Origin of the sequence: Sphingomonas pseudosanguinis, from assembly GCF_052056765.1 — a bacterium.
GTDB lineage: Bacteria > Pseudomonadota > Alphaproteobacteria > Sphingomonadales > Sphingomonadaceae > Sphingomonas > Sphingomonas pseudosanguinis.
Map to the genome: position 1 here is coordinate 332,501 of NZ_CP189888.1, position 24,644 is coordinate 357,144.

At 66.2% G+C, this 24,644-nt stretch carries 21 protein-coding genes, 1 tRNA gene and 2 rRNA genes (1 of these 24 cut by a window edge); 13 read left to right on the forward strand and 11 right to left on the reverse strand.

Annotated elements, in window-relative coordinates; translation table 11 throughout:
* The 4 genes from ACQHGV_RS01470 to katG form a co-directional block, all read left to right on the forward strand.
* Nucleotides 1–1,621, forward strand: a 23S ribosomal RNA gene (locus tag ACQHGV_RS01470); it begins 1,171 nt to the left of the window's first position.
* A gap of 141 nt (nt 1,622–1,762) precedes the next feature.
* Nucleotides 1,763–1,877, forward strand: a 5S ribosomal RNA gene (gene rrf / locus ACQHGV_RS01475).
* Nucleotides 1,878–1,992: 115 nt separating this feature from the next.
* A tRNA-Met gene (locus tag ACQHGV_RS01480) sits at nt 1,993–2,069 on the forward strand.
* 691 nt (nt 2,070–2,760) lie between these two features.
* The gene (katG, locus tag ACQHGV_RS01485; protein WP_440979168.1) at nt 2,761–4,986 is read left to right on the forward strand and encodes a catalase/peroxidase HPI; all 2,226 of its coding nucleotides are present in this window, start codon (nt 2,761–2,763) and stop codon (nt 4,984–4,986) included.
* A gap of 238 nt (nt 4,987–5,224) precedes the next feature.
* Here the strand turns inward: katG and ACQHGV_RS01490 are convergent, their stop codons facing one another.
* From ACQHGV_RS01490 to rplK, 3 genes are all read right to left on the reverse strand, one after another.
* On the reverse strand, nt 5,225–5,965 hold the full coding sequence (locus ACQHGV_RS01490) for a FadR/GntR family transcriptional regulator (RefSeq protein ID WP_183952912.1): 741 nt from the start codon (nt 5,963–5,965) through the stop codon (nt 5,225–5,227).
* 177 nt (nt 5,966–6,142) lie between these two features.
* Entirely contained in the window at nt 6,143–6,835 is a 693-nt protein-coding gene (gene rplA, locus ACQHGV_RS01495) for a 50S ribosomal protein L1 (RefSeq protein WP_056433483.1), read from the reverse strand.
* A gap of 4 nt (nt 6,836–6,839) precedes the next feature.
* Nucleotides 6,840–7,271 (reverse strand): 50S ribosomal protein L11, encoded by a 432-nt coding sequence (rplK, locus tag ACQHGV_RS01500; protein ID WP_007407063.1) that lies wholly within the window; start codon nt 7,269–7,271, stop codon nt 6,840–6,842.
* Between the two features lie 242 nt (nt 7,272–7,513).
* Here rplK and ACQHGV_RS01505 point away from each other — a divergent pair, with 242 nt between their 5' ends.
* From ACQHGV_RS01505 to ACQHGV_RS01515, 3 genes are read left to right on the forward strand one after another with little or no spacing between them, the layout of a single operon-like run.
* Nucleotides 7,514–8,284, forward strand: coding sequence for a hypothetical protein (locus ACQHGV_RS01505; RefSeq protein ID WP_440979169.1), 771 nt, complete (start codon nt 7,514–7,516; stop codon nt 8,282–8,284).
* Nucleotides 8,285–8,295: 11 nt separating this feature from the next.
* Nucleotides 8,296–9,459, forward strand: a complete 1,164-nt coding sequence (locus ACQHGV_RS01510; protein ID WP_440979170.1) for a M48 family metalloprotease — start codon at nt 8,296–8,298, stop codon at nt 9,457–9,459.
* Nucleotides 9,456–10,043: a hypothetical protein gene (locus ACQHGV_RS01515; RefSeq protein ID WP_440979171.1), complete on the forward strand. Its 588-nt coding sequence runs from the start codon at nt 9,456–9,458 to the stop codon at nt 10,041–10,043. Before ACQHGV_RS01510 ends, ACQHGV_RS01515 begins: the two co-directional genes overlap by 4 nt.
* A 402-nt stretch (nt 10,044–10,445) precedes the next feature.
* Here the strand turns inward: ACQHGV_RS01515 and nusG are convergent, their stop codons facing one another.
* The 4 genes from nusG to ACQHGV_RS01535 all read right to left on the reverse strand — a co-directional run bounded on the left by nusG (nt 10,446) and on the right by ACQHGV_RS01535 (nt 13,967).
* Entirely contained in the window at nt 10,446–10,982 is a 537-nt protein-coding gene (gene nusG / locus ACQHGV_RS01520) for a transcription termination/antitermination protein NusG (protein ID WP_007407052.1), read from the reverse strand.
* Nucleotides 10,983–10,992: 10 nt separating this feature from the next.
* The gene (gene secE, locus ACQHGV_RS01525; protein ID WP_007407051.1) at nt 10,993–11,190 is read right to left on the reverse strand and encodes a preprotein translocase subunit SecE; all 198 of its coding nucleotides are present in this window, start codon (nt 11,188–11,190) and stop codon (nt 10,993–10,995) included.
* A gap of 538 nt (nt 11,191–11,728) precedes the next feature.
* Complete coding sequence (locus ACQHGV_RS01530) at nt 11,729–11,911, reverse strand: YbdD/YjiX family protein (RefSeq protein WP_183952909.1); 183 nt, start codon at nt 11,909–11,911, stop codon at nt 11,729–11,731.
* 10 nt (nt 11,912–11,921) lie between these two features.
* Complete coding sequence (locus tag ACQHGV_RS01535; protein WP_440979172.1) at nt 11,922–13,967, reverse strand: carbon starvation CstA family protein; 2,046 nt, start codon at nt 13,965–13,967, stop codon at nt 11,922–11,924.
* A 234-nt stretch (nt 13,968–14,201) separates the two neighbouring features.
* On the opposite strand from ACQHGV_RS01535, the gene ACQHGV_RS01540 reads away from it, so the two are divergent.
* From ACQHGV_RS01540 to ACQHGV_RS01550, 3 genes are read left to right on the forward strand one after another with little or no spacing between them, the layout of a single operon-like run.
* Nucleotides 14,202–14,714, forward strand: a complete 513-nt coding sequence (locus tag ACQHGV_RS01540) for a GAF domain-containing protein (protein WP_440979173.1) — start codon at nt 14,202–14,204, stop codon at nt 14,712–14,714.
* Nucleotides 14,711–16,762 carry a putative bifunctional diguanylate cyclase/phosphodiesterase gene (locus ACQHGV_RS01545; protein WP_440979174.1) on the forward strand — a complete coding sequence of 684 codons (2,052 nt, stop codon included), beginning with the start codon at nt 14,711–14,713 and terminating at the stop codon, nt 16,760–16,762. The genes ACQHGV_RS01540 and ACQHGV_RS01545 overlap by 4 nt, the downstream gene beginning before the upstream one ends.
* Before the next feature lie 54 nt (nt 16,763–16,816).
* Nucleotides 16,817–17,410 carry an NADPH-dependent FMN reductase gene (locus ACQHGV_RS01550; protein WP_440979175.1) on the forward strand — a complete coding sequence of 198 codons (594 nt, stop codon included), beginning with the start codon at nt 16,817–16,819 and terminating at the stop codon, nt 17,408–17,410.
* A 420-nt stretch (nt 17,411–17,830) separates the two neighbouring features.
* Here the strand turns inward: ACQHGV_RS01550 and ACQHGV_RS01555 are convergent, their stop codons facing one another.
* Nucleotides 17,831–18,502, reverse strand: a complete 672-nt coding sequence (locus tag ACQHGV_RS01555; protein WP_440979176.1) for a thymidylate kinase — start codon at nt 18,500–18,502, stop codon at nt 17,831–17,833.
* Entirely contained in the window at nt 18,502–18,780 is a 279-nt protein-coding gene (locus ACQHGV_RS01560) for a chorismate mutase (RefSeq protein ID WP_183952903.1), read from the reverse strand. The genes ACQHGV_RS01555 and ACQHGV_RS01560 overlap by 1 nt, the downstream gene beginning before the upstream one ends.
* Before the next feature lie 109 nt (nt 18,781–18,889).
* On the opposite strand from ACQHGV_RS01560, the gene ACQHGV_RS01565 reads away from it, so the two are divergent.
* The 3 genes from ACQHGV_RS01565 to ACQHGV_RS01575 all read left to right on the forward strand — a co-directional run bounded on the left by ACQHGV_RS01565 (nt 18,890) and on the right by ACQHGV_RS01575 (nt 23,006).
* Entirely contained in the window at nt 18,890–19,900 is a 1,011-nt protein-coding gene (locus ACQHGV_RS01565; RefSeq protein WP_183952902.1) for a polyprenyl synthetase family protein, read from the forward strand.
* Nucleotides 19,901–20,261: 361 nt separating this feature from the next.
* Nucleotides 20,262–22,712, forward strand: a complete 2,451-nt coding sequence (gene hrpB / locus ACQHGV_RS01570) for an ATP-dependent helicase HrpB (protein ID WP_440979177.1) — start codon at nt 20,262–20,264, stop codon at nt 22,710–22,712.
* Between the two features lie 12 nt (nt 22,713–22,724).
* On the forward strand, nt 22,725–23,006 hold the full coding sequence (locus ACQHGV_RS01575; protein ID WP_440979178.1) for an ETC complex I subunit: 282 nt from the start codon (nt 22,725–22,727) through the stop codon (nt 23,004–23,006).
* Nucleotides 23,007–23,448: 442 nt separating this feature from the next.
* Here the strand turns inward: ACQHGV_RS01575 and ACQHGV_RS01580 are convergent, their stop codons facing one another.
* Nucleotides 23,449–23,982 (reverse strand): NUDIX hydrolase, encoded by a 534-nt coding sequence (locus ACQHGV_RS01580; RefSeq protein ID WP_440979179.1) that lies wholly within the window; start codon nt 23,980–23,982, stop codon nt 23,449–23,451.
* The gene (locus ACQHGV_RS01585; RefSeq protein ID WP_440979180.1) at nt 23,979–24,644 is read right to left on the reverse strand and encodes a TPM domain-containing protein; all 666 of its coding nucleotides are present in this window, start codon (nt 24,642–24,644) and stop codon (nt 23,979–23,981) included. The genes ACQHGV_RS01580 and ACQHGV_RS01585 overlap by 4 nt, the downstream gene beginning before the upstream one ends.

The window sequence follows — 24,644 nt, forward strand, 5'->3', positions numbered from 1 at the left end:
GCTCAAGACACGCACCGAAGCTTAGGGTGTGCACATTAGTGCACGCGGTAGCGGAGCGTTCCGTAAGCCTGCGAAGCGATCTGGTAATGGGTCGTGGAGGTATCGGAAGTGCGAATGCAGACATGAGTAGCGATAAAGAGGGTGAGATGCCCTCTCGCCGAAAGACCAAGGGTTCCTGCGCAAGGCTAATCCGCGCAGGGTGAGCCGGCCCCTAAGACGAGCCCGAAGGGGGTAGTCGATGGGAACCACGTTAATATTCGTGGGCCTGGTGGTGTGTGACGGATCTCGTGTGTTGTACGTCCTTATCGGATTGGACGTGCCTCGAAGAGGTCCCGGGAAATAGCCCCACCGTATAGACCGTACCCGAAACCGACACAGGTGGTCAGGTAGAGTATACCAAGGCGCTTGAGAGAAGTGTCCTGAAGGAACTCGGCAAATTGCCTCCGTACCTTCGGAAGAAGGAGGCCCCATATATGCGCAAGCACTTATGGGGGGCACAGGCCAGGGGGTAGCGACTGTTTAGCAAAAACACAGGGCTCTGCTAAGTCGGCTTCAAGACGACGTATAGGGCCTGACGCCTGCCCGGTGCCTGAAGGTTAAGTGGAGGAGTGCAAGCTCTGAAATGAAGCCCAGGTAAACGGCGGCCGTAACTATAACGGTCCTAAGGTAGCGAAATTCCTTGTCGGGTAAGTTCCGACCTGCACGAATGGCGTAACGACTTCCCCACTGTCTCCAGGACATGCTCAGCGAAATTGAATTCTCCGTGAAGATGCGGAGTACCCGCGGTTAGACGGAAAGACCCCGTGCACCTTTACTGCAGCTTCAGAGTGGCATTGGACAAGAACTGTGTAGCATAGGTGGGAGGCTTTGAAGCATTGGCGCCAGCCGATGTGGAGCCATAGGTGAAATACCACCCTGTTGTTGTTTAATGTCTAACCTCGTACCGTGAAACCGGTACAGGGACCCTCTGTGGCGGGTAGTTTGACTGGGGCGGTCGCCTCCTAAAGAGTAACGGAGGCGCGCGAAGGTTGGCTCAGGACGGTTGGAAACCGTCTGTTAGAGTGCAATGGCATAAGCCAGCCTGACTGCGAGACTGACAAGTCGAGCAGAGACGAAAGTCGGTCATAGTGATCCGGTGGTCCCTCGTGGAAGGGCCATCGCTCAACGGATAAAAGGTACGCCGGGGATAACAGGCTGATAACCCCCAAGAGCTCATATCGACGGGGTTGTTTGGCACCTCGATGTCGGCTCATCACATCCTGGGGCTGGAGCAGGTCCCAAGGGTTTGGCTGTTCGCCAATTAAAGTGGTACGTGAGCTGGGTTCAGAACGTCGCGAGACAGTTTGGTCCCTATCTGCCGTGGGCGTCGAAATTTGAGAGGAGTTGACCCTAGTACGAGAGGACCGGGTTGAACGTACCTCTGGTGTACCTGTCGTCGTGCCAACGGCGCAGCAGGGTAGCTATGTACGGACGGGATAACCGCTGAAAGCATCTAAGCGGGAAGCCTCCCTCAAGATAAGATTTCTCAGGACGGTCGAAGACCACGACCTCGATAGATCGGATGTGGAAGTGCGGTAACGCATGGAGCTAACCGATACTAATTGTCCTATTCGCGCTTGAGAGCTCCACACCCCCACCATCAGCCCTGGGCTGATAGACTGAGGGTCTGGTCAGCAAATCCAGCCAGTGCACGCATCGATTTTAACCCCCATTTCCCCACCAGGTACCACCTGATGGGGATCAGTATTCGCGGACTCTATTGCCTGGTGGCCATAGCGTCGGTGTCCCACCCGATCCCATCCCGAACTCGGCCGTGAAACCCGACTGCGCCAATGGTACTACTGCTCAAGCAGTGGAAGAGTAGGGCGTCGCCAGGCATTACAGTCCGCGAACACACAAAACCCATTCACATCGTCTCCTCGGGCGTCTCAGCCCGGAGCGCTAAGCCCCACGACACCACGCGTGAAGCGTGCCGCCGTGCGGCTCAGCTAACGCGGGGTGGAGCAGCCCGGTAGCTCGTCAGGCTCATAACCTGAAGGCCGCAGGTTCAAATCCTGCCCCCGCAACCATACCCATACACGCAGCCACAGCCCCGTAGCGACACCGCTCCGGGGCTTTCTTGCGTTCTGTCCCTCCCCCATTAGGCGAGGGAGCAGGCCACAGGCCAGCCACAGGGCGTCTCCAGTGAGAAAGATTAGCCTTGCCTCGCAGCAGGCGACACTCATCCACCATGCTCCGCATGGGCCCCCGAATGACACAGGTTTCCCCTGAATGTCGTTCGCGCGCTTGTGATGCCTGCTGCTGGCTGCCCTTGTCGCTGTCGAACACGACAATTCCCAGCCTGGGAGGTTGCTCCTCAGGTCTGCGGGCGGTGAAAGCCACCACGACGGGGTGCAGCTTACGCTCAAGCATAGCTGCCGGATTGTAGCTGCCACCATGCCATCTGCGTCGATGGGCTGGCGGGATAGGATGCCAGTCGGTCTATGCAGTCCAGCGGCATTCATACTGACAAGGCAGAGAGTTCTCCGATGGTATGAAGCCCTCGATCAATCGGGCAGGCGCATGACGCGTGCGCTCTACCGACGTTTCGCTACACCACCCTGCAACCGGTTCCCCTGACAGGCATTCATCCTGAAGTCGCGGTGCCGGTCGTGATCGATTATCAAAATCTATCCCGCCCGAAAAATCGGTTGGACAGATTTTACCCGGATACGGCACCTTTAGACATCAAGGTAACACCGGTTGGAAGAGGACACCGAGATGGCCGATTACGAACAGCCCAAGAGCGGCGGTTGCCCGATGGGTGGCAAGGGTGGCGGCGAGCTCAAGGCGCGGTCGCTGCTGGGGCGGACCAACAAGGATTGGTGGCCCGATGCGCTGCCGGTCGATATGCTCCACCAGCATGGCGTTTCGCCCGACCCCATGGGCGAAGACTTCGACTATGCCGAGGCGTTCAACACGCTCGACTATGCCGCGCTCAAGGCCGACCTGCTGGCGCTGATGACCGACAGCAAGTCTTGGTGGCCCGCCGACTACGGCCATTATGGTCCGTTCATGATCCGCATGGCCTGGCACGCCGCCGGCACCTATCGCGTGACCGATGGGCGCGGCGGGTCGTCGTCGGGGCAGCAGCGTTTCGAGCCGCTCAACTCCTGGCCGGACAATGGCAATCTCGACAAGGCGCGGCGCCTGTTGTGGCCGATCAAGCAGAAATACGGCAAGCACATCAGCTGGGCCGACCTGTTCATTCTGGCAGGCAATGTCGCGATCGAGAGCATGGGCGGGCCGACCTTCGGCTTCGCGGGTGGCCGCAAGGACGTCTATGCATCGGAAGGCGACACCTTTTGGGGTGCCGAGGAGCTGTGGGTCGATGAAGGCGCGCAGACGCGCATCACCGAGGAACTGCCCGAGCTCGAAGGACCGCTTGCCGCGATCCAGATGGGCCTCATCTACGTCAATCCCGAAGGCCCGGGCGGTGAGCCCGATGCACTGAAATCCGCGCGCGACATGAAAGCGACGTTCCAGCGGATGGCGATGAACTCGGAAGAGACCGTGGCGCTGACCGCCGGTGGCCATGCCTTCGGCAAGGCGCATGGTGCCAAGCCGCCCACGGGCTTCAAGAATCCCGCGTCCGAAGCGATCCACCAGCAGGGTCTGGGCTGGCTGACCGATAGCGAGGAGATCGGCCAGGGACATATCACGACCTCGGGCATCGAGGGCGCTTGGTCGAACAATCCGACCAAGTGGACCGGCGACTATCTGCGCCTGCTGTTCAAGTATGACTACGAGCTGACGCAGAGCCCGGCGGGCGCCAAGCAGTGGACCCCGGTCAATCCGGAGCCGGAGGATATGGCCCCCGACGCGCGCGACCCGAACAAACGCGTGCCGACCATGATGACCACCGCCGACATGGCGCTGAAAATGGACCCCGAGTTCCGCGAGATCGCGCTGCGCTTCCGTGACGATCAGGCGGCGCTCGACGATGCCTTCGCTCGCGCCTGGTTCAAGCTGACCCACCGCGATATGGGGCCGAAGATCCGCTATCTCGGGCCGGAAGCGCCCGAAGAGACGCTGATCTGGCAGGACCCGGTGCCCGAAGGCACGGCGCCGTCGGATGCCGCCGTAACCGCATTCAAGGAGGCGGTGCTTGCCAGCGGACTGACCGTCGCACAGCTGGTCAAGACCGCCTGGGCTTCGGCATCGACCTATCGCCGGTCGGATCATCGCGGTGGTGCCAATGGCGCGCGCATCGCACTGGCACCGCAGAAGGACTGGGCGGTCAACGAGCCCGAGCAGCTGCAGCAGGTGCTGGCCAAGCTGAACGAGTTGCGCGGCGACATCTCGCTCGCCGATGCGATCGTGCTCGCCGGATCGGCAGCGGTCGAGAAGGCGGCGCGTGACGCCGGGTTCGACGTCAGCGTGCCCTTCCTGGGCGGTCGCGGCGACGCGACGCAGGAATGGACCGATGTCGAGAGCTTCAAGTGGATGGAGCCGCAGGCCGATGGTTTCCGCAATTATCTGAAGACCCGCAACCCGGTGAAGACCGAGGAATTGCTGCTCGACCGGGCGGCGCTGCTCGGCCTGTCCGCGCCGGAGATGACCGTGCTGGTCGGTGGCCTGCGCGTGCTGGGTGCCAATGTCGGCGATGCGCCCGAGGGCGTGCTGACCGATCGTCCGGGTCAGCTGACCAATGACTTCTTCGTCAACCTGCTCGACAACGACACCTTCTGGGATCTGGTGGATGCGTCGAGCGACGAGAAGTTCATCGGTTATGATCGTGGTGGCCGTCAGGAAAAGTGGCGGGCGACGCGGACCGACCTGATCTTCGGCTCCAACTCGCAGCTGCGCGCGACCGCCGAGGTGTATGCCGAGAACGGCAATGAGGAAAAGTTCGTACGCGATTTCGTGCGCGCGTGGGTGAAGGTGATGAACGCCGATCGCTTCGACGTGACCGCCAAGCCGGTGTCGGCCAACCAGGCCAGCTAAGCCGGCTGGTGAAAATCGGGGGCATGGTGCTTCGGACATGGGTCCGGGGTGCCGCGCCCCCTTTTTCGCGTCTCGTGCGGTCTTACCGGATGATGCTATCGTGTCGGATGTCCGACCGGCATGGGGCGATTGACGGGCCTATACGCCGGATGGGGAGGGGCTTGGTCCACTGGCATGGCCGCTGGCGTGCGGCCGGCCAAGGACATCATCTCGACCTTCGCCGGTCAGGGGAAAGCCATCATACCGCGTAGCGCTGGCGGTGCGCGGCGATACGGGCGCGGGCTTCTTCCAGTTCCTGCACCTCGGTGGCGGCGAGGATCGCTTCCAGCACGTTCGTCAGATGCTGGCGCATCGCTGCGCGGGCGCTGTCGGGATTGCGCGCGGCCAGCGCCTCATAGATCGTCAGATGGTCTTCCAGCCGGGGTACGACGCCCGCACCATGCGCCTTGTCGCTGAGCAGCCGATACTGCGGCGAGCGGGCACGGGCCTTCCAGAGCATTTCGACGCTGGCGACCATGGCGCTGTTCTGCGTCGCGCGGGCGATGGTTTCGTGGAAGCGCTGGTCGGCCTCTTCGGCGAGGGCGACATCCGCGCTTTCCAGCATGTCGACCAGGCTACGCAATTCGCCCAGCGTCGCGTCGTCGATGCGGGTTGCCGCCAAAGCGCACACCTCGCTCTCGATCGCGCGCCGGGCCTCGAGCAGTTCGAAGGGGCCGATATCGGTTTCGCCGGCCCGGCCGTTATTGGGGGCCGAGGCGATCACATAGACGCCCGATCCCATCCGCACCTCGACCAAGCCGTCGAGTTCGAGCGCGATGATCGCCTCCCGCACCGTGGGGCGCGATACCGAGTGCGCCTGCGCCAGGTCGCGCTCGGATGGCAGGCGCTGGCCGACCACATAGCTACCGGAGAGAATATCTGCGCTGATCGCACGCGCCACCTGCTCGTACAGGCGGCCATTTTCGCTCTTTTCGGCCATGACGCCACCCTATGCGGCCTTACCAGTTGGTTCAAGCTGGTCTGAGGCGTGGCTTGAACGCTAGCATGAGGGTCCTTGGCCGGGCCGGCCGTCATCACCGCGTGACCGCTCAAAGGAAAAGGGGGCCGGAACCGCAGTCCCGACCCCCTGATCTGTCAGCATGCGCTGGGCTAAGGATTACGCGCCCGGGATTTCCGAGACGTTCACCTTGATGCCGCGCCCCATCGTCGAAGAGACGGCGACCTTGCGGACATACTTGCCCTTCGCGCCCGACGGCTTGGCCTTGATCAGAGCGTCGACCAGCGCGTCGAAGTTGGCGCGCAGGTCTTCCGCCGGGAACGACGCCTTGCCGATGCCCGAGTGGATGATGCCGGCCTTCTCGACGCGGTACTCGACCTGGCCGCCCTTGGCCGCCTTGACGGCTTCGGCGACGTTCATGGTCACGGTGCCCAGCTTCGGGTTCGGCATCAGGCCCTTGGGGCCCAGCACCTTACCGAGGCGACCGACGACGCCCATCATGTCCGGGGTCGCGATGCAGCGATCGAAGTCGATGGTGCCGCCCTGGATGGTTTCCATCAGGTCCTCGGCGCCCACGACGTCGGCGCCAGCGGCGCGTGCCTCGTCGGCCTTCGCGCCCTTGGCGAACACGCCGACGCGAACGGTCTTGCCGGTGCCCTTGGGCAGGGTGACGACGCCGCGGACCATCTGGTCGGCGTGGCGCGGGTCAACGCCCAGGTTGACGGCGACTTCGATCGTCTCGTCGAACTTCGAGGTCGCGTTGGTGCGCGCCAGCGTGATCGCTTCGTCGATGCCGTGCAGCTTCTCGGCGTCGATCTGGACGGCCTTCTGCTTCTTGGTCAGCTTCGCCATGATCTTAGCCCTCCACCACTTCGAGGCCCATCGCGCGGGCGGAGCCTTCGATGATCTTGGTCGCAGCCTCGATATCGTTGGCGTTCAGGTCCTTCATCTTGACCTGGGCGATTTCCGCGAGCTTCGAGCGCGCGATCTTGCCCGCCGACACCTTGCCCGGCTCCTTCGAGCCCGACTTCAGGTTGGCCGCCTTCTTGATTAGGTAGGTCGCAGGCGCGGTCTTCGTCTCGAACGAGAACGAACGGTCGGCATAGACGGTGATGACGGTGGGCAGCGGGGTGCCCTTCTCGACTTCGCCGGTCTGCGCGTTGAACGCCTTGCAGAATTCCATGATGTTCACACCGCGCTGACCCAGCGCCGGGCCGATCGGCGGCGAGGGGTTGGCGGCGCCTGCAGGGACCTGCAGCTTGATATAGCCGGTAATCTTCTTTGCCATGTCACTCTCTTTTCGAGTCTAGCGGTCGTGACGGGCGCGAAGGCATAGGCCAGCGCACCCTCCCGCAAGGGTTCCGTCGCATGATGCTTGGGAAGCGTGCGCCATTACCCGAAAACCGGGGGAATGGCAAGGCGGGGAATCCGCTTGGCGTGGCCGATCCGGCCATGTCATGCTGCGTTCGTGATGGACGAGTCGGCCGGGGGAGATAGCCGGCTCCGCCATCGCGAACGGGGGTTCGATTGATGCGGAGGGGATGGAACGCGCTGGCACTGGCGGCGGCGTTGACGATGGCGGCCGCGCCGCTGGCGGCGCAGGAGAAGACCGGCAACCGGCCCGGCTTCACGCTGGCGCCGGGGACGGCCAACATCGTCCTGATGCGGCCCGAAATCCAGGTCGGCGCGCAATCGACCGGCGGCGCCTATGAACCCAATGCCGACTGGACCGATCAGGCGCGCGAGAATCTGGGCAAGGCGCTGGCCGAGGCGCAGGGCAGGCTGGGCAATCGCGTCGTGAATTTCGTCGAGCCGGTGGGGCAGGGCGCGGCGACCGCGCATGAATATCGCGCGCTGTTCACCACTTTGGCCGACTCGGTCATCACCTATCAGTTCTTTCCGGGCAACCGCCTGCCCACCAAGAAGCGCGAGGACAGCTTCCTGTGGTCGATCGGGCCGGAGGTCGCCAGCCTGCCGGGCATGCAGGGGGCCGACTATGCGCTGTTCGTGACGACCGAGGATCATTACGGCTCGACCGGGCGCAAGCTGCTTCAGGTCTTCGCCGCAGCGGCGGTCGGGGTCGGCGTCACCTCGGGCATGCACAAGGGCTATGCCGGGCTGATCGACCTGAAGAGCGGCGATCTGGTCTGGCTGAACGCCGATCAGGCGATGGGCGGCGATGTGCGCACGCCCGAAGGCGCGGCCAAGCGCGTCGCGCAGTTGCTGAAGGGCTTTCCGGGCAAGCCGGTCGAGGCGCCCGCGCCGGCGCCTTCGGCCGCCGCCAAGACCGCATCGCGCTGAGGACGGCGATCATGGCGGGATGGATGATCGCCGCTGCGCTGACCGGCGCGGCGCTGGGGGCCGGCGTGCCGGACAGGCCGGCGCCGCTGCCGCCTTATGGTGCGGCCTATACGCCGACGACGGTCGACGAGCGCGGGCTGTGGCAGCAGGCGGACGAGGCGGAGCGCGACCTGCGCGACTCGCCGGTCGTCGTGCGCGACGCGGCGCTGAACGCCTATATGGCAAAGGTGCTCTGCCGGTCGGTCGGGGAGGATCGCTGTCGCGGGGTGCGCATCTATGTGGTGCGCGCGCCGGTCTTCAACGCCTCGATGATGCCCAACGGCATGATGGTCGTCTATACCGGCGCGCTGCTGCGGCTGCGCGACGAGGCGGAGCTGGCGGCGGTGCTCGGCCATGAGTTCGGCCATTTCGAACAGCGCCACACCCTGGCCAGTTTTCGCCGGGGGCGGACGATCGGCGACATCATCGCCTGGACGAGCATGATCTCGCCCTACAGCACCTTGCCGGCCAGCCTGATCCAGCTGCACTTCGCCTATGACCGGGCGCAGGAAAGCGAGGCCGACATGATGGGCCTGCGCTATCTGACGGCGGCGGGCTATCGGCCGTTCGCGGCCTCGCACATCTGGGAGCGGTTGATGGCGGAGCAGGATGCGACCGCGCTGGGGCGCAAGCGACACGTCACCCATCGCTATGCGGCGGGGTTCTTCGCCGACCATCCGACCCATCTCAGCCGGGCGATCGATCTGCGCGCGGCGGCCGGGAGCGAGGGGGATCGCGGCGACGATGCGCTGGATGCGTTCCAGACGGCGATGCGCCCATGGCGCGCGGGCTTTCTGGCCGACCAGATCAAGCTCAACGATTTCGGCGGGTCCGAATATCTGCTCGCCGAACTGGCGAATGGCGCATGGACGCCCGAGCTGCTGCTGACGCGCGGCGAGCTGTACCGCGAACGCGGCAATCCCCGCGATCTGGTGAGCGCGGCGCAATTCTATCAGCAGGCGATCGACCAGGGCTGCACCGACCCGGTCGCCTGGCGCGGGCTGGGCCTGTCGCTCTTGCGCGGGCAGCAGGTCGCGGCGGGGCGTGCGGCGCTGAAGACCTATCTGGAAAAGGCCCCGGCGGCGAGCGACCGCGCGGCCATGGCGATGTTGATCGGGGAAGGGGGCGTGCAATGAAGGGTTTCAGAATCGCGGTGATCGGACTGGCACTCATCGCGGCACCGGTGGCGGCGGGCAACCGCCTGATTGCGGCCGGGCAGCCGGTCGCGGTCGCCAAGTCGGTGCTGACGGTGACCCCGTCGGTCGAATGGAACAAGCTGGGCGCGCGACCGGGGCGCAATTCGGAGACCTGGACGTTCGACGGCGATGCGCTGAACGACCTGACCTTCTATGGCGGGATCGAGCCTGAACAGACGCTGTTCCGCGAGGTCAGCAAGCGCAACAAGCCGCTGCCCCGCGTCAAGGCGACGATGCTGGTGACCGACATTCCGACGCTGGTAGAGAACAGCTATCGCATCGCGCTCGACACGCCATTGTTCACCGTCGAGGGGATGGAGCCGATGGCCTTTGCCGGTAAGCCGGGCATCCGCTTCACCTATAATTTCACCCGGCCGGACGAGGATCTGCCGCGCAAGGGCGAAGGACGCGGGGCGATCATCGGCGGCAAGCTGTACCTGATCACCTTCGAAGCGCCGCGTCTGCACTATTTCGACGCCGGGGTGACCGCGTTTCGGCAGGTGGCGGACAGCGCCAAATTGTGAGGGGGGGGCTTCTTCGATCCCACCCGCTGTTCGCACTGAGCGAAGTCGAAGTGCAGGGTATGCGCGTGCGGCGGGGGCGGGGCGTGGGCTTCGACTTCGCTCAGCCTGAACGGGGGCGGGGGTAGCCGGATCGGGGGAGTTTGGTTCGTTTGGCCGGCGAGGGGGGAGGCGTGGCGGGAGTCTGTCCTCCTCCCGAATCCTCACTCTGGTGAAACCTTTTCGCCACTTGTCCCCACCCTCCGTTCGCACTGAGCGAAGTCGAAGTGCACGGGATGCGCGTGCGGCAGGCCGAGGCGTGGGCTTCGGCTGCGCTCGGCCCAAACGGAGGGGGCTTCGCTCCAGATACGAAAAAGGGCCGGTGGCGTTGCCGCCCCGGCCCCTGTTTCGTCGGATGGTCCGAACTTACTTCGAGCGTTCTACCTGCTCGAAATCCAGTTCCACCGGGGTCGCGCGGCCGAAGATCGACACCGACACCTTGACCTTGGACTTGTCGAAATCCAGTTCCTCGACCACGCCGTTGAAGCTGGCGAAGGGGCCTTCCAGCACCTTGACCGCGTCGCCGATCTCGTAATCGACCTTGACCTTGTGCTTCGGGGCGGCGGCGGCCTCTTCCTTGGAGTTCAGCATCCGCGTGGCTTCGCTTTCGCTGATCGCCTGCGGCTTGCCCATCGCGCCCAGGAAGCCGGTCACCTTCGGCGTGTTCTTGACGAGGTGATAGACCTGATCGTTCATGTCGAGCTTGGCGAGCACGTAACCGGGCATGAACTTGCGCTCGACCGCGATCTTCTTGCCGCGGCGGGCCTCGGTCACGGTCTCGGTCGGCACCTCGATCTGCGCGACGAGATGGTCGAGGCCCAGACGGGTCGCCTCGGCCATGATCGAGTCGCGGACCTTGCCCTCGAAACCGGAATAAGCGTGGATGATGTACCAGCGCGCCATGGGAACCCTTTTACTTCGCGAGCGACAGCAGGGTGCGGACCAGCGTCTCGAAGAACGAGTCGACCGCCAGGAAGAAGATGGCCAGGATCGTGGTCATCACGACCACCATCACACCGGTCATCACCGTCTCGCGCCGCGTCGGCCAGACGACCTTCTTGGTCTCGGTCTTGACCTGATTGAAGAATTCGATGGGGGTCGTCTTCGCCACTCGTGCCGTTCCCGCACCTGCGTTGAAATTCTGTCAGCGGGGCATGGGTCCGCCGTCGCCTGACCCGGGGGTCCTGCGACGAAAGGTCCGTCCGCGCTGTTCGGATGGGAACGCGATGTAGCCGTGGTGTGGCCAAAAGGCAAGGGTGGGGCGGGGCGGGGGTTTTCTGTTTCCGCGACGCCGCGATGGCGCGAAGGGTTTTGGTTCGCGCGGAGACGCGGAGACGCGGAGATTTTTTGGGTTCGCGCAGAGGCGCGGAGGACGCAAAGAGAGGCTTGTGCTGATCCTGCTTCCCGATCCCCTCCATCCGTTCAGCCTGAGCGCAGTCGAAGGCCAAGGGCAAGCACCGCCGCAAAGGTCTTCGAGCCGCAGGCTCCCTGAACGCTGGAGCGTCCCGCCCGCGTGGCGGGTGTTATCCCGTGGCCTTCGACTACGCTCAGGCTGAACGGAGGGCGGGGTGATGCTCTACTCTTCCCCTCCGCGTCTCCGCGCCTCCGCGTAAACCAGCCTTCTTCGCGTCCTTGCGGCTTCGCGTGAATCAACAGCAGCGCCCGCCATTCTTCCCGCCATATCGCGCCTGTTGGCGCTCACGGAAGAAGGTCACCTCGTCCATCGGCTCCCGGTCGGGATGCTTGGCCGCCATGTGCGCCACATAGGCGTCATAGCTAGGCATCCCGACCATCGCATTGCCGATCTGGCGCAGGCGGCTGAGCCAACTCATTGGGCCCAGCTCATTCGGCCGCCACCATCTCGGGCGGGATTTCGGTGACGCTCGGCCGGTGGATACGACGTGCGATCAGGCAGGTGCGCACCGCATAGACCAGGATCGCCAGCACCACGCCCAGGAAGATCGCGCACAGCCCCGCGTCGATCCGGTCGTTGAAGACGATCCGCCCCATCTCCGCCATGGTCTTGGCAGGGGCTAGGACCTTGCCCTCCGACGCCGCGCCGGCGAACTTGTCGGCATGGGCGAGGAAGCCGACGCGCGGATCGGCGGAAAAGATCTTCAGCCACCCGGCGGTCAGCGTGCAGGCCAGCAGCCAGACGGTCGGCACCACCGTGATCCAGGCGTAACGGTCCTTCTTCATGCGGAACAGCACGACCGTTGCCAGCATCAGCGCCACGGCCGCCAGCATCTGGTTGGAGATGCCGAACAGCGGCCACAGCGTGTTCACCCCGCCCAGCGGATCGGTGACGCCCTGATAGAGGAAGAAGCCCCAGGCCGCGACGCAAAGCCCGGTCGCGATCAGGCCCGGCGCCACCTGCGACGATCCTCGGAAGCTGGGAACGACCAGCCCGATCAGATCCTGCAGCATGAAGCGGCCGGCGCGGGTGCCGGCGTCCACGGCGGTCAGGATGAACAGTGCCTCGAACAAAATGGCGAAGTGATACCAGAAGGCCTTCATCGCCTGTCCGCCGAACAGGTGGCTGAAGATCTCCGCCATCGCCACCGCCAGCGTCGGCGCGCCGCCCGCGCGGGAGATGATCGTATGCTCGCCGACATCCTTGGCCACCTGCGCCAGCGTGTCGGCGGAGATGGGGAAGCCCATTGCGGTGACCGCGGCGGCGGCGCTGGCGGGATCGGTGCCCAGCACGGCGGCGGGCGCGTTCATCGCGAAATAGACGCCCGGATCGAGGATCGAGGCGGCGACCAGCGCCATGATCGCGACCGCGCTTTCCATCAGCATCGCGCCGTAACCAATGAAGGGTGCGTCCTTCTCGCTGGCGATCAGCTTGGGCGTGGTGCCGCTGGCGATCAGGGCGTGGAAGCCCGACACCGCGCCGCACGCGATGGTGATGAACAGGAAGGGGAAGAGCGGTCCCGCCCAGACCGGGCCGCTGCCGTCGATGAATTTGGTCAGCGCGGGCATCTTCAGCGGCGGCGCCATCACGACGATGCCGATGGCCAGCGCCACGATCGCGCCGATCTTGAGGAAGGTCGACAGATAGTCACGCGGCGCGAGCAGCAGCCACACCGGCAGGACCGAGGCGACCGCGCCATAGCCGATCAGCAGGAAGCAGAGTTGCACCGGCGTAAAGGTGAACAGCGGCGCGAGCACCGCCGACTGCGCGATCGACTGGCCATAGACGATCGCCAGGATCAGGCCGATGAAGCCGATGATCGACACCTCGCCGATCTTACCCGGCCGGACCCAGCGGGTATAGCCGCCCATCAGCATGGCGAGCGGTACGGTCGCCGCCACGGTGAACAGCCCCCAGGGGCTTTCGGCCAGCGCGCGCACGACGATCAGCGCCAGCACCGCCAGGATGATGACCATGATCATGAAGGCACCGAACAGCGCGATGGTGCCCGCCACGGGGCCCATCTCCATGCGGATCAGCTCGCCCAGCGACCGCCCGTCGCGGCGCATCGACAGGAACAGCACCAGGAAATCCTGCACCGCACCCGCCAGCACGACGCCCGCCAGAATCCACAAGGTCCCGGGCAGATAGCCCATCTGAGCCGCCAGCACCGGACCGACCAAGGGGCCAGCCCCGGCGATCGCGGCGAAGTGGTGGCCGAACAGCACGGTGCGGTCGGTCGCGACATAGTCCAGGCCATCGGCGCGGCGGATGGCGGGGGTGGGGCGGCTGGGATCGATGCCGATCACCCGCGCGATGAACAGCGCATAATAGCGGTAGGCGATCAGATAGACCGACACCGCCGCCGCGATGATCCAGAGCGCGTTGATCGGCTCGCCGCGCACCGTGGCGACCACGCCCAATGCGCCCGCACCGACGATCGCCAATGCGATCCATGGCAGGTGTCTTGTCATGCCTTCCGGCTCCTCCCGTTCTGATTGACGCCCCTTCTAACCGGCCGGGGCGGTTGTGCCACCCCCATCCTCGGGCGGGACGGCGCGGTCATGATCGTAACGGCAAAGTAATGTCACGGACGCAGCAGCATTTATATCTGAATATCAAACAGAAGGCAGCCCTACGGACAGAACATGGTTCGTTAAACTTTGTGACGCATGGGATCGCTCGTTTACGTAATGGCGAGATGAGCGATGATGCAAAGCCTGTTCGCGGAAAGGCGGCGAAGCCGGGCGGTGCGGGGGCTGAGGGTTCTGGCCTCCGGCCCCGAACCGGTGTTCGATGGGCTGGTATCGGCCGCGGCGGCGGCCTTTGACGCGCCGATCGCGCTGATGTCGCTGATTTATCGCGAGCGGCAGTGGATCAAGGCCAGCCACGGCATCATCCTGGAGGATTATCCGCGCCGCGACAGCTTTTGCACCCATACGCTCGACCGGGCGGGGGTGATGGAGTGCACCGATCCGCTGGGCGACCCGCGCTTCGCCGCGCTGCCCGGCGTCACCGGCGCCCCCCATGTCCGCTATTACATCGGGGCTCCGCTGAGCCGGCTGAACGGCGTGCATGTCGGCGCGCTGTGCGTCGTCGACATCCGACGGCGGCAGGCCGCCTCGCCCGATCAGGCGGCCTATCTGATCGGGCTGGCGCGTCAGGCCTCGATGGCGCTGGAGGCACGGCTCGATCGTCTGGTGCGGAGGCCGGCGGCATGATGCGCGTTCTCTCATGCCTGACGCAGCAGCATGACCTGCGGCTGGTGCTGCTGGCGGTCCTGATCTGCGTGATCGGATCGGCGGCGACGGTGCAGCTGTTCCACCGCGTCCGCGCGGCGGCGGGACTGAGCCGGACGGGGTGGATCGTCCTGGCGGCGGTGGCGACCGGGACCATGGTCTGGGCCACGCATTTCGTCGCGATGATGGCGTTTCGCGCGACCGCGCCGGTGGTGCTCGACCCGATCCTGACGCTGGTATCGCTGCTCGCGGTCATCCTGCTGGCCGTACCGGGGCTCGCCCTGGCGGCCAGCGATCGCCGGCATGCGCCCGCGATCGGCGGCGCGGTCGTCGGCATCGGCGTGTCGGTGATGCATTACATCGGCATGGTCGCCTACCGCGTCGACGGGATCGTCACCTGGGAGCAGCGCTACGTCGTGGCATCGGTGGTGCTGGCCGCCGGGTTCGGCGCGGCGGCTTTCCACGTCCTGCGTGGCCGGAGCCGGTGGCGCAGCCTAGGGGCGGTCGGATTGCTCAGCGTGGCGGTCGCCTCGCTGCACTTCACCGGCATGGCGGCGATGGACATCGCCGTCCTGAAGATGGGCGAGGGGCTGTCGAGCCTGACCATGGTCGCGCTGGCGGTCACCACGACGGTGGCGACCTGCATCATCGTCGGCTGCGCTGCGATCAGCGCGCTGATCGACGGGCATACCCAGAGCGAATCCTATCGCCGCCTGCGCCAGATGGCGATGCATGACGGCCTGACCGATCTGCCCAACCGCACCAGCTTCATCCAGGAGATCGAACAGCGTTTCCAGATCCGGGGCGGCTATCCGTGCATGGCGGTGATCATGATGGACCTGTCGCGCTTCAAGGTCGTCAACGACACCTATGGCCATCAGGCGGGCGACCAGTTGCTGGTCGCGCTGGCGGCGCGGCTGGCGGCGATGCTGCGGCCGGGCGAATATGTCGCGCGGCTGGGTGGGGACGAGTTCTCGGCGTTGGTCTCCTATCGCGACCGTGCCGAACTGCTCGATTTTCTCGGCCGGGTGACGGCGGCGTTCGACGCGCCCTTCGTCTTCGAGCGGTTCACCGCCGCGATCGGCGCCAATATCGGCATCGCGCTGGCGCAGGTCGATGGCGGCGACGCCGACGCGCTGCTCGCCAAGGCCGATCTGGCGATGTACCGCGCCAAGTCGGCCCATTCCAACGAGCCGTGCTTCTATGACAGCCAGATGGACGATGCGCTGAAGGCCCGGCGCGAGCTGATCGCCGACCTGCGCACCGCGCTGGAGGCCGAGGCGTTCGAGCTGCATTATCAGGTCCAGGCGGCGATCCCCTCGGGCGAGATTTCGGGGTACGAGGCGCTGATCCGGTGGCGGCATCCGACGCAGGGGCTGATCCCGCCCTCGATCTTCATCCCGCTAGCCGAGAAGAGCGGCGACATCGTCCCGCTGAGCATCTGGGTCATCCGCCAGGCCTGTTTCGAGGCGGCGCTGTGGCCGAACCGGCACATCATCTCGGTGAACCTGTCGCCGGTGCATCTGGCCGATCCGCGGCTGGTCGAGACGGTGCGCTCGGCGCTGGCGGACAGCGGTCTGGCGCCCGAGCGGCTGACGCTGGAGCTGACCGAAAGCGCGATCATCCATGACCGCCGCTTCGCGCTCGAACAGCTGCGCGCGTTGAAGGCGATGGGGATCGCGATCGCGCTCGACGATTTCGGCGTCGGCTATTCCTCGCTCGACGTGCTGCGCTCCTTCCCGTTCGACCGGATAAAGCTGGACGCGTCTTTCGTCGCCGAGATCGAGCATGACGAGCAGGCCGTGTCGATCCTGCGCTCGGTCGCGGCGCTGGGCACCACGCTCAACATCCCGGTGCTGGCCGAGGGGGTCGAGCAGGCGGCGCAATTGTCCATCGTGTCGCGTGAGGGCTGCTCGGCGGTGCAGGGCTATCTGATCGGCCACCCGTCGCGTGCGCTGGCCGATGCCGAGCAGGTGCGGCAGACCATGTCGCTGCGCCCGCACGCGCTGGAGGAACTGGCGGTCAGCTGAGCCACTGCCAACTTATCCCTTGCCCGGCGGCCTGTCCGGGGTGAAAGGCATGGAATGGCCAGTTCCTCCTCTTCCCCGCTCGTCGTCGGCATCGGCGGAACGATCGGCAGCGTCTCCTCGACCGAGCGGGCGCTGCGCATCGCGATGACGGCTGCGGCCGATGAGGGGTTTCGCACCCATGTCTTCGGCGGCGAGGATCTGGCGCAGCTGCCGCTCTACAACCCGCGGGCCGCGACGCGGACCGAGGACGAGCGGCTGTTCGTCGAGACCGTGCGCCAGGCCTCGGCGATCATCATCGCCAGCCCCGGCTATCATGGCAGCATCTCAGGGCTCGTAAAGAACGCGCTCGACCTGCTGGAGGAAACGGCGAAGGACGACCGGCCCTATTTCGCCGACCTGCCGGTGGGGCTGATCGCCACCGCTTATGGCTGGCAGGCGACGGGCTCGACCATCGCGGCGCTGCGCTCGATCGTCCATGCGTTGCGCGGCTGGCCGACGCCGTTCGCGGCGGCGGTCAACACACAGCAGACGCGCTTCGACGCGGAAGGGCGCATCGGCGACGCGACGGTCGAGGGGCAGCTGCGGCTGGTCGGCCAGCAGGTTGCCCGCTTCGCACCGCTGGCGGGGACGATCCGCGCTTCGAACTGAGGAACGTCGCTCGGATTCTGGTTCACGCGAAGCCGCGATGTCGCGAAGATTTTGATTTCGCGCGGAGGCGCAGAGATGTATCGCGCGCGACGGCGCGCAGTTCTCTACTTTGATTGGCTTGAGGAAGAAGGGCGGCAAGAGCCGCGAGTGCGGCACCTCCGCGTCCTCCGCGCCTCCGCGCGAACCAATCTTCTTCTCTTCGCGGCATCGCGACTTCGCGTGAGATCGATGATCGCCCGGCCGAGGGAGGAAGCCCGCGAGCCCAATATATCCGTTCCCCAGCGAAGGCTGGGGCCCAGTTCCTTCTCGGCTGGTGGTGCGCCAAAAGGTAGCATGAGCGGCAACTACCTCGCGCCCTCGATGGCGCCAAGAAACTGGACCCCGGCCTTCGCCGGGGAACAGCAAGCTACCGGGGAACGGTCAGCGTAGACGCCGCGTCACGAGCTCGGTAATCTCGTCCGCGATTTCCGCCGGATCACGTAAATTCCCGCCGGCCACGGTCGATACCGTCACCCATTCGCCCAGCATCGCGCCGTCCGCCATCGCGGCATAGTTCGCCCGCACCCGCGCCTGAAGCCCCAGGTCCGCCTCATAGGCGTCATAGGTGTCGTCGGTGTAACTCCGCTTGCGCTTGCGGGCGATCAGGTCGCGCGCGATGTCCAGCGGCGTGTCGAGATAGACCGACAGATGCGGTGCCGGCAGGCGGAACTGCACCGTCTCCAGCTGCTCGATCCATTGCAGCAGCGCTTCCGCCCGGTCGGGCGGCACTTGGGCTGCCTGATAGGCCATGTTCGACGCGATATAGCGATCGAAGACGATGACGTCATGCGCCTCCGCCAGTTCAACCAGATGTGGGCGCGATTCGAATCGGTCGAGCGCATAGAGCGTCGCCGCCGTCTCGGGCGCGGCGGCATGGGGCAGGCGGCCCGCCAGATACTCGCCCAGCGCCCAACCGCCCACCGTCTCGGCATAGCGCGGAAAGGACAAGGCCGCCGCCGACAGCCCGGCGGCGTTCAGCCGCTCGGTGACGGCCGCCGTCGCGGTCGCCTTGCCGGCGCCGTCCGCCCCCTCGATCGCGAGCAGAAACGCCATCAGCCGCGAAAGCCTTCGTGGTGGCGGATCACTTCGTCGATGATGAAGCGCAGGAATTTCTCGGAAAATTCAGGGTCGAGCTGCGCATCGCTCGCCAGCTGGCGCAGGCGCGCGATCTGCGTCTCCTCGCGGCCGGGATCGGCGGGGGGCAGTTCGTTCTCCGCCTTATAGCGCCCGACCGCCTGGGTGATCTTGAACCGCTCGGCCAGCATGAAGACCAGCGCGGCATCGATATTGTCGATCGACTGGCGATAACCGGTCAGCACGGTGTCGGACATGATGGGCGTATCTCCTCTGGCGCGGACGGATGGACGCGATTTCGCGCCCGCCCTTTCGCGCTTAGGCTTGCGTTCGGCAAGCGTTGTCGCCAGAGGCTCTTACCTGCCCATGACCGTAACCGCCACCCGCCTCGCCAAGCCCGCGCCCTCGCTGGACCCGATGATCCGGCTGGTGGCCGACGACATGAACGCCGTGAACCAGGTGATCATCGACCGGATGCGCTCGGAGATCCCGTTGATCCCGCAGCTGGCCGGGCATCTAATCTCGGGCGGCGGCAAGCGGATGCGTCCGATGCTGACGCTCGCCAGCGCCCAGCTGCTCGGATACCAGGGCACCAGTCACCATGTGCTGGCGGCGGCGGTCGAGTTCATCCACACCGCCACGCTGCTGCACGACGATGTCGTCGACGGATCGGACCTGCGGCGTGGGCGTCGCACCGCCAACATCATCTGGGGCAATCCGGCGAGCGTCCTGGTCGGCGACTTCCTGTTCAGCCGCTCGTTCCAACTGATGGTCGATGCGGGCAGCCTGAAGGTGCTGAACATCCTGTCGGGTGCGTCAGCGGTCATCGCCGAGGGCGAGGTGAACCAGCTGACCGCCGTGCGGCAGGTGGGGCTCCCTGAGGAACGCTATCTCTCGATCATCGACGCCAAGACCGCAGCACTCTTCGCCGCCGCCTGCCGCATCGCGGCGGTCGTCGCCGAGCGGCCCGAGGCGGAGGAACTGGCGCTGGAGGCCTATGGCCGGAATTTGGGCATCGCGTTCCAGCTGATCGACGATGCGATCGACTATGTCTCGGACGCAGGGACGATGGGCAAGGATGCGGGCGACGATTTCCGCGAAGGCAAGATGACCCTGCCGGTGATCCTGGCCTATGCCCGCGCGAACGACGAGGAGCGCCAGTTCTGGAAGGACGCGGTCGAGGGGCGCCGGACGTCGGACGAGGACTTCGCCCACGCCATCGCGCTGGTTCGCAAGAGCCGCGCGGTCGACGACACGATGGCGCGCGCGCGGCATTATGGCGGCCTGGCGATCGAGGCGATCCGGGGTTTCGCGGATGGTCCGGCGAAGAGCGCGATGATCGAAGCCGTCGAGTTCGCCGTCGCGCGGGCATATTAAGCTTTCCCGCAGCCCCAAATCCCGCAACACCCCGGCGAAGGCCGGGGTCCAGTTGTCGTGAATGATCGAAGGCGCGACGCGGTTGACTCCCCCGCTTCGCATCGCGCGCCACCGACGTGGTGGAAGCTGGGCCCCGGCCTTCGCCGGGGCGGTACGCCCGGCAGGGCTATAACCCCAACCTCCGTTCAGGCTGAGCGAAGTCGAAGCCTACGCCCCAACATTCGCCAATCGGACACGCTTTCCCGTGGCCTTCGACTACGCTCAGGCTGAACGGAGATTGGGAGTTGAACGGACGTCGGGGGCTGAGCGGGGGTGTGGTGCCGGTCTTCACCCCGCCCGCCAAACCCCGTATCGCACCCCGATGACCCTGCCCGTCACCGCCGTTCTGCCCGACCTGCTGACCGCGCTCGCCGACGCCCCCAACGCCGTCCTCGTCGCACCCCCCGGTGCGGGCAAGACCACCGCCGTCGCGCCTGCATTGCTCGACCAGCCCTGGTGCACCGGCGAAGTCCTGCTTCTATCCCCCCGCCGCCTCGCCGCGCGTGCCGCCGCCGAGCGCATGGCCGCACTCTCCGAAGAGCCGGTCGGCCGCACCTTCGGCTATGCCACGCGCATGGATACGAAGGTCAGCGCCGCGACCCGCGTGACCGTCGTCACCGAAGGCATCTTCGTCGCGCGCATCCAGGCCGATCCCGAACTGGCGGACGTGTCGGCGGTGCTGTTCGACGAAGTGCACGAACGCAGCCTCGATGGCGATTTCGGCCTGGCGCTGGCGTTGGACGCACAAGCGGGCCTCCGTCCCGACCTGCGGCTGGTCGCCATGTCCGCGACGCTCGACGGCCGCCGCTTCTCCAGCCTGATGGGCGACGCACCCGTGATCGAGAGCGAGGGGCGCAGCTATCCCCTGACCCTGCGCCATCTCGGCCGCGCGGCGGAGGCGCGAATCGAGGACTCGGTCGCCGCCGCCATCCGCCGCGCGCTGCAAGACGAGGCGGATGGCGACATCCTCGCCTTCCTGCCCGGCACCGCCGAGATCGCCCGCACCGCCGAGCGGCTGGCGAACCTGCCCTCCGCCATCGCCATCCACGAACTCCACGGCTCGCTCGACCCGGCGGCGCAGCGCGCGGCGATCCGGCGTGATCCGGAGGGGCGGCGGCGGGTCGTACTGGCGACCTCGATCGCGGAGACCAGCCTGACGCTCGACGGGGTGCGGATCGTGGTCGATTTGGGGCTGGCGCGCCGCCCGCGTTACGACCGTGCGGCGGGCATGACCCGGCTCGTCACCGAACGCGCCAGCCAGGCCGCCGTCGTCCAGCGCGCGGGTCGCGCCGCGCGCCAGTCGCCGGGCGTCGCCTATCGCCTGTGGGAAGAGGCCGCGACGGCGGGCCTGCCGCGCTTCGATCCGCCCGAAATCCTGGAGGCGGACCTGTCGGCGCTGCTGCTCGGCACCGCGCTCTGGGGCGTGAGCGATCCGCGCGCGCTGCCCTGGCTCGACCCGCCACCCGAGGCCGCCGTCGCCGAGGCCCGTGCGCGGCTCACCGTACTGGAGGCGCTGGACGATAGCGGCCGCCCGACCGCGCATGGCAAGGCGATCGCGAAACTGCCCATGCCGCCGCGCCTGGCGCATATGCTGATCCGGAGCGGCGAACGGGGATTGGCGTCCACCGCTGCCGAGGTTGCGGTGCTGCTCGGCGAGCGGGGTATTGGCGGGCAGGATGTCGATGTCGAACAGCGCCTGCGTCGCTGGCGAACCGAGCGGGGCCCCAAGGCCGAAGCCGCGCGCCAGATGGCGAAGCGCTGGACGGGCCTCGCCCCCAAGCCGGTCGAGCAGGAGGGATGGGATCACCCGGCGGGCGTTTGCCTCGCGCTCGCCTATCCCGACCGGGTGGCGCGGCGGCGCGACGGCACGGGCGAGAATTGGGCAAGCGTCGGCGGCCGTGGCTTCCGGCTCGATCCGGCCTCGGGGCTGGCGAGTTCGGAGTGGCTGGCGGTGGGTGAGACCCAGGGCGCCGCCTCGGGCGCGCGCATCCTGTCCGCCGCGCCGCTCGACCTCGCCACCGTCGAGGCACTGTTCGCCGATCGGATCGAGACGCGGCGCACCGTCACTTTCAACCCCGCGGCCGGTGGCGTCGAGGCGTTGCGCGAACGGCGACTGGGTGCGCTTCGCCTGTCGAGCGGTCCCGATTCGGGGACCTCGCCCGAAGCGATCGCCGAGGCGCTGGTAGAGGGCGTGCGGGCGCAGGGCCTGTCGCTGCTGCCGTGGAGCGAGGGGGCAGGGGCCTACCGCGCGCGCGCCGCCTATGCCGGGGTGGCGCTGGACGACGAAACGCTGATCGAACGGCTGGACGGTTGGCTGCCCGCGCTGGTGGCGGGGAAAAGGCGGCTGGATTCCATCGCGCCCGGTGCGCTGACCGAGGCGATCCGCAATCTGGTCGACTGGAACGATCAGCGGCGGATCGATTCGATGGCGCCGTCGCACTTTACCAGTCCGGCGGGCAGCAGTCATGCGATTGATTATGCGGCCGAAGGCGGCCCGCGCGTCGAGCTGCGTGTCCAGGCGCTGTTCGGCCTCGCCGAGCATCCGGTGATCGGGACGGAGCGGGTGCCTTTGGTCCTCAGCCTCACTTCGCCCGCCGGTCGTCCGATCCAGACGACGCGCGACCTACCCGGTTTCTGGGCGGGAAGCTGGAGCGCGGTGGCCAAGGAAATGCGCGGCCGCTACCCCCGCCATCCCTGGCCCGACGACCCCGCGGCGGCCTCCGCGACGCTGCGCACGAAAAAGGCGGATGCAAGAGCCGCCGGTTCGCGATAAGGGACAAGAATTATGGCCACTGCTCGCATCTTCCAGCGCCCCAAGAACGCGATGCAATCCGGCAAGTACCGGACCGATCGCTGGCAACTCGAATTCGAACCGACCGAGGCGAAAAAGCCCGATCCCCTGACCGGCTGGGCCGGCAGCGGCGATACGCGGGAGCAGGTGCGCCTGACCTTCGCGACGCTGGAAGAGGCGATCGCCTATTGCCAGCGCGAAGGCCTCGACCATCATGTCGTGCCGACGCCGCAAAAGACGCTGAAGCTGCAAAGCTACGCCGACAATTTCCGCTGAGCTTCGAGCGCTCCGGTTGAAACCGGGGCGCTTTTCTTTCGCGCGCCGCGCCTAGCAAGGTCTGTTCGCGCGGAGACGCGGAGGTGTCGCGCCCGGCGCATCCGGATCGCATCATCACCGGCCTGTTGGAGCGGTGTGTCGCTTGCGCGACCTCATTCTCTCTGCGTCCTCTGCGCCTCTGCGCGAACAAACTCTATTCGCCCCTCCCCGTCAGTTCCGACGTATCGTGATGTGTTCTCGCGAAGCCGCGATGACGCGAAGATTTTCAGAATTGGTTCGCGCAGAGGCGCAGAGAACGCGGAGGTGGCGTGTCCGGTGGCGTCGGACGCGTACTACAAACGGCCGCTGTAAGAGATATTTCGCTGCCGCGAATACGACCTCTCCGCGCCTCCGCGCCTCCGCGCGATAAATCGTCTTCACGCCTTCGCGGCTTCGCGTGAGCTCAAAGGCCCAGGATGCCGCCCCCCAGCAACAGTAGGAGCTTGGCATCCATCACCACGCCCGCCGCACGGCGCTCTGCGATGAAAGTCGGAACCTCGGACAGCTTCACCCGGTGCACGACGATCTGCTCGTCCGAATCGCCGCCGCCTTCGCCGACCTTCACTAGGCCGGTCGCGCGGACCAAGGTGAACCGCTCCGAGGTCATGCCCGGTGAGGAACAGAATTCCCCCAGCGCCTCGATCCGCGAGGGGCGATAGCCGGTTTCCTCCTCCAGTTCGCGCGCGGCACCGTCGAGCACCGCTTCGCCCTCGGTCTCGTCACCGATCAGGCCGGCGGGCATTTCCAGGCAGGGGGCGCCGACGGGGATGCGGAATTGCTCGACCAGCAGGATGTGGTCGTCCTCCACCGCCAGGATCACGGCGGCGCGGATGTCGCGCGGGCGGTCGGCATATTCCCAGGTGCCGCGCTTGTGCAGCGCCAGGAACCGCCCCTCGGCCAGGGTTTCGAGCGGGGCGTCCATACGGGGATCGGTCATAGCGAGATGGGTCTGTCCGGCAGTTCGTTGGTATCGGCCGCCGTCTTGGGGAAATGCTCAGCAAGCACAAGCCCGATGCGTTCGACCGCCGCGCTCAGCCCTTCGCCGACATTCCCCTTCGCGACGTGCGGCAGCATCACCGCCATCGCCCGGCCCCAGGTTTCGGGGCCCACCTTGCCGGTCAGCCCGGAGTCGGCGACGATCTCGGCCATATGCTCGTCCTCGGACAGATAGAGCAGCACGCCGTAGCGGCTGTCGGTCCGCCGCTCGGCCGAGACGCGGAACAGCAGGACGGCGCGCGCCCGGACGCGGGCATGGCGGATGCTCTTGGGTACGAGCGCGATCCGCCGCGATACGGGGGCGAGCAGCGCGTAGACCAGGCCGAAGACCAGGATTTGCGCGATCATCAGCGCGCCCAGGATCAGGTCCTCGCCCGGCGCACTCCATGCGTCATGAACCAGCGCGAGCAGCTTCAGCCCTAGATCGGGGAAGAGCGCCGCGAACATTGGCACCAGCAGCATGGCCGGCACGGCGAACCACAAGACGACGTCGCGATATTCGTCCGATCGGGGCGCGACGATGGTGACGATCTCGGCATCCGTGGTCGCTTCGGCGCGCGCGACGGCGGCGGTGACCAGATCGCTATCGGCTTCGCTCAACAT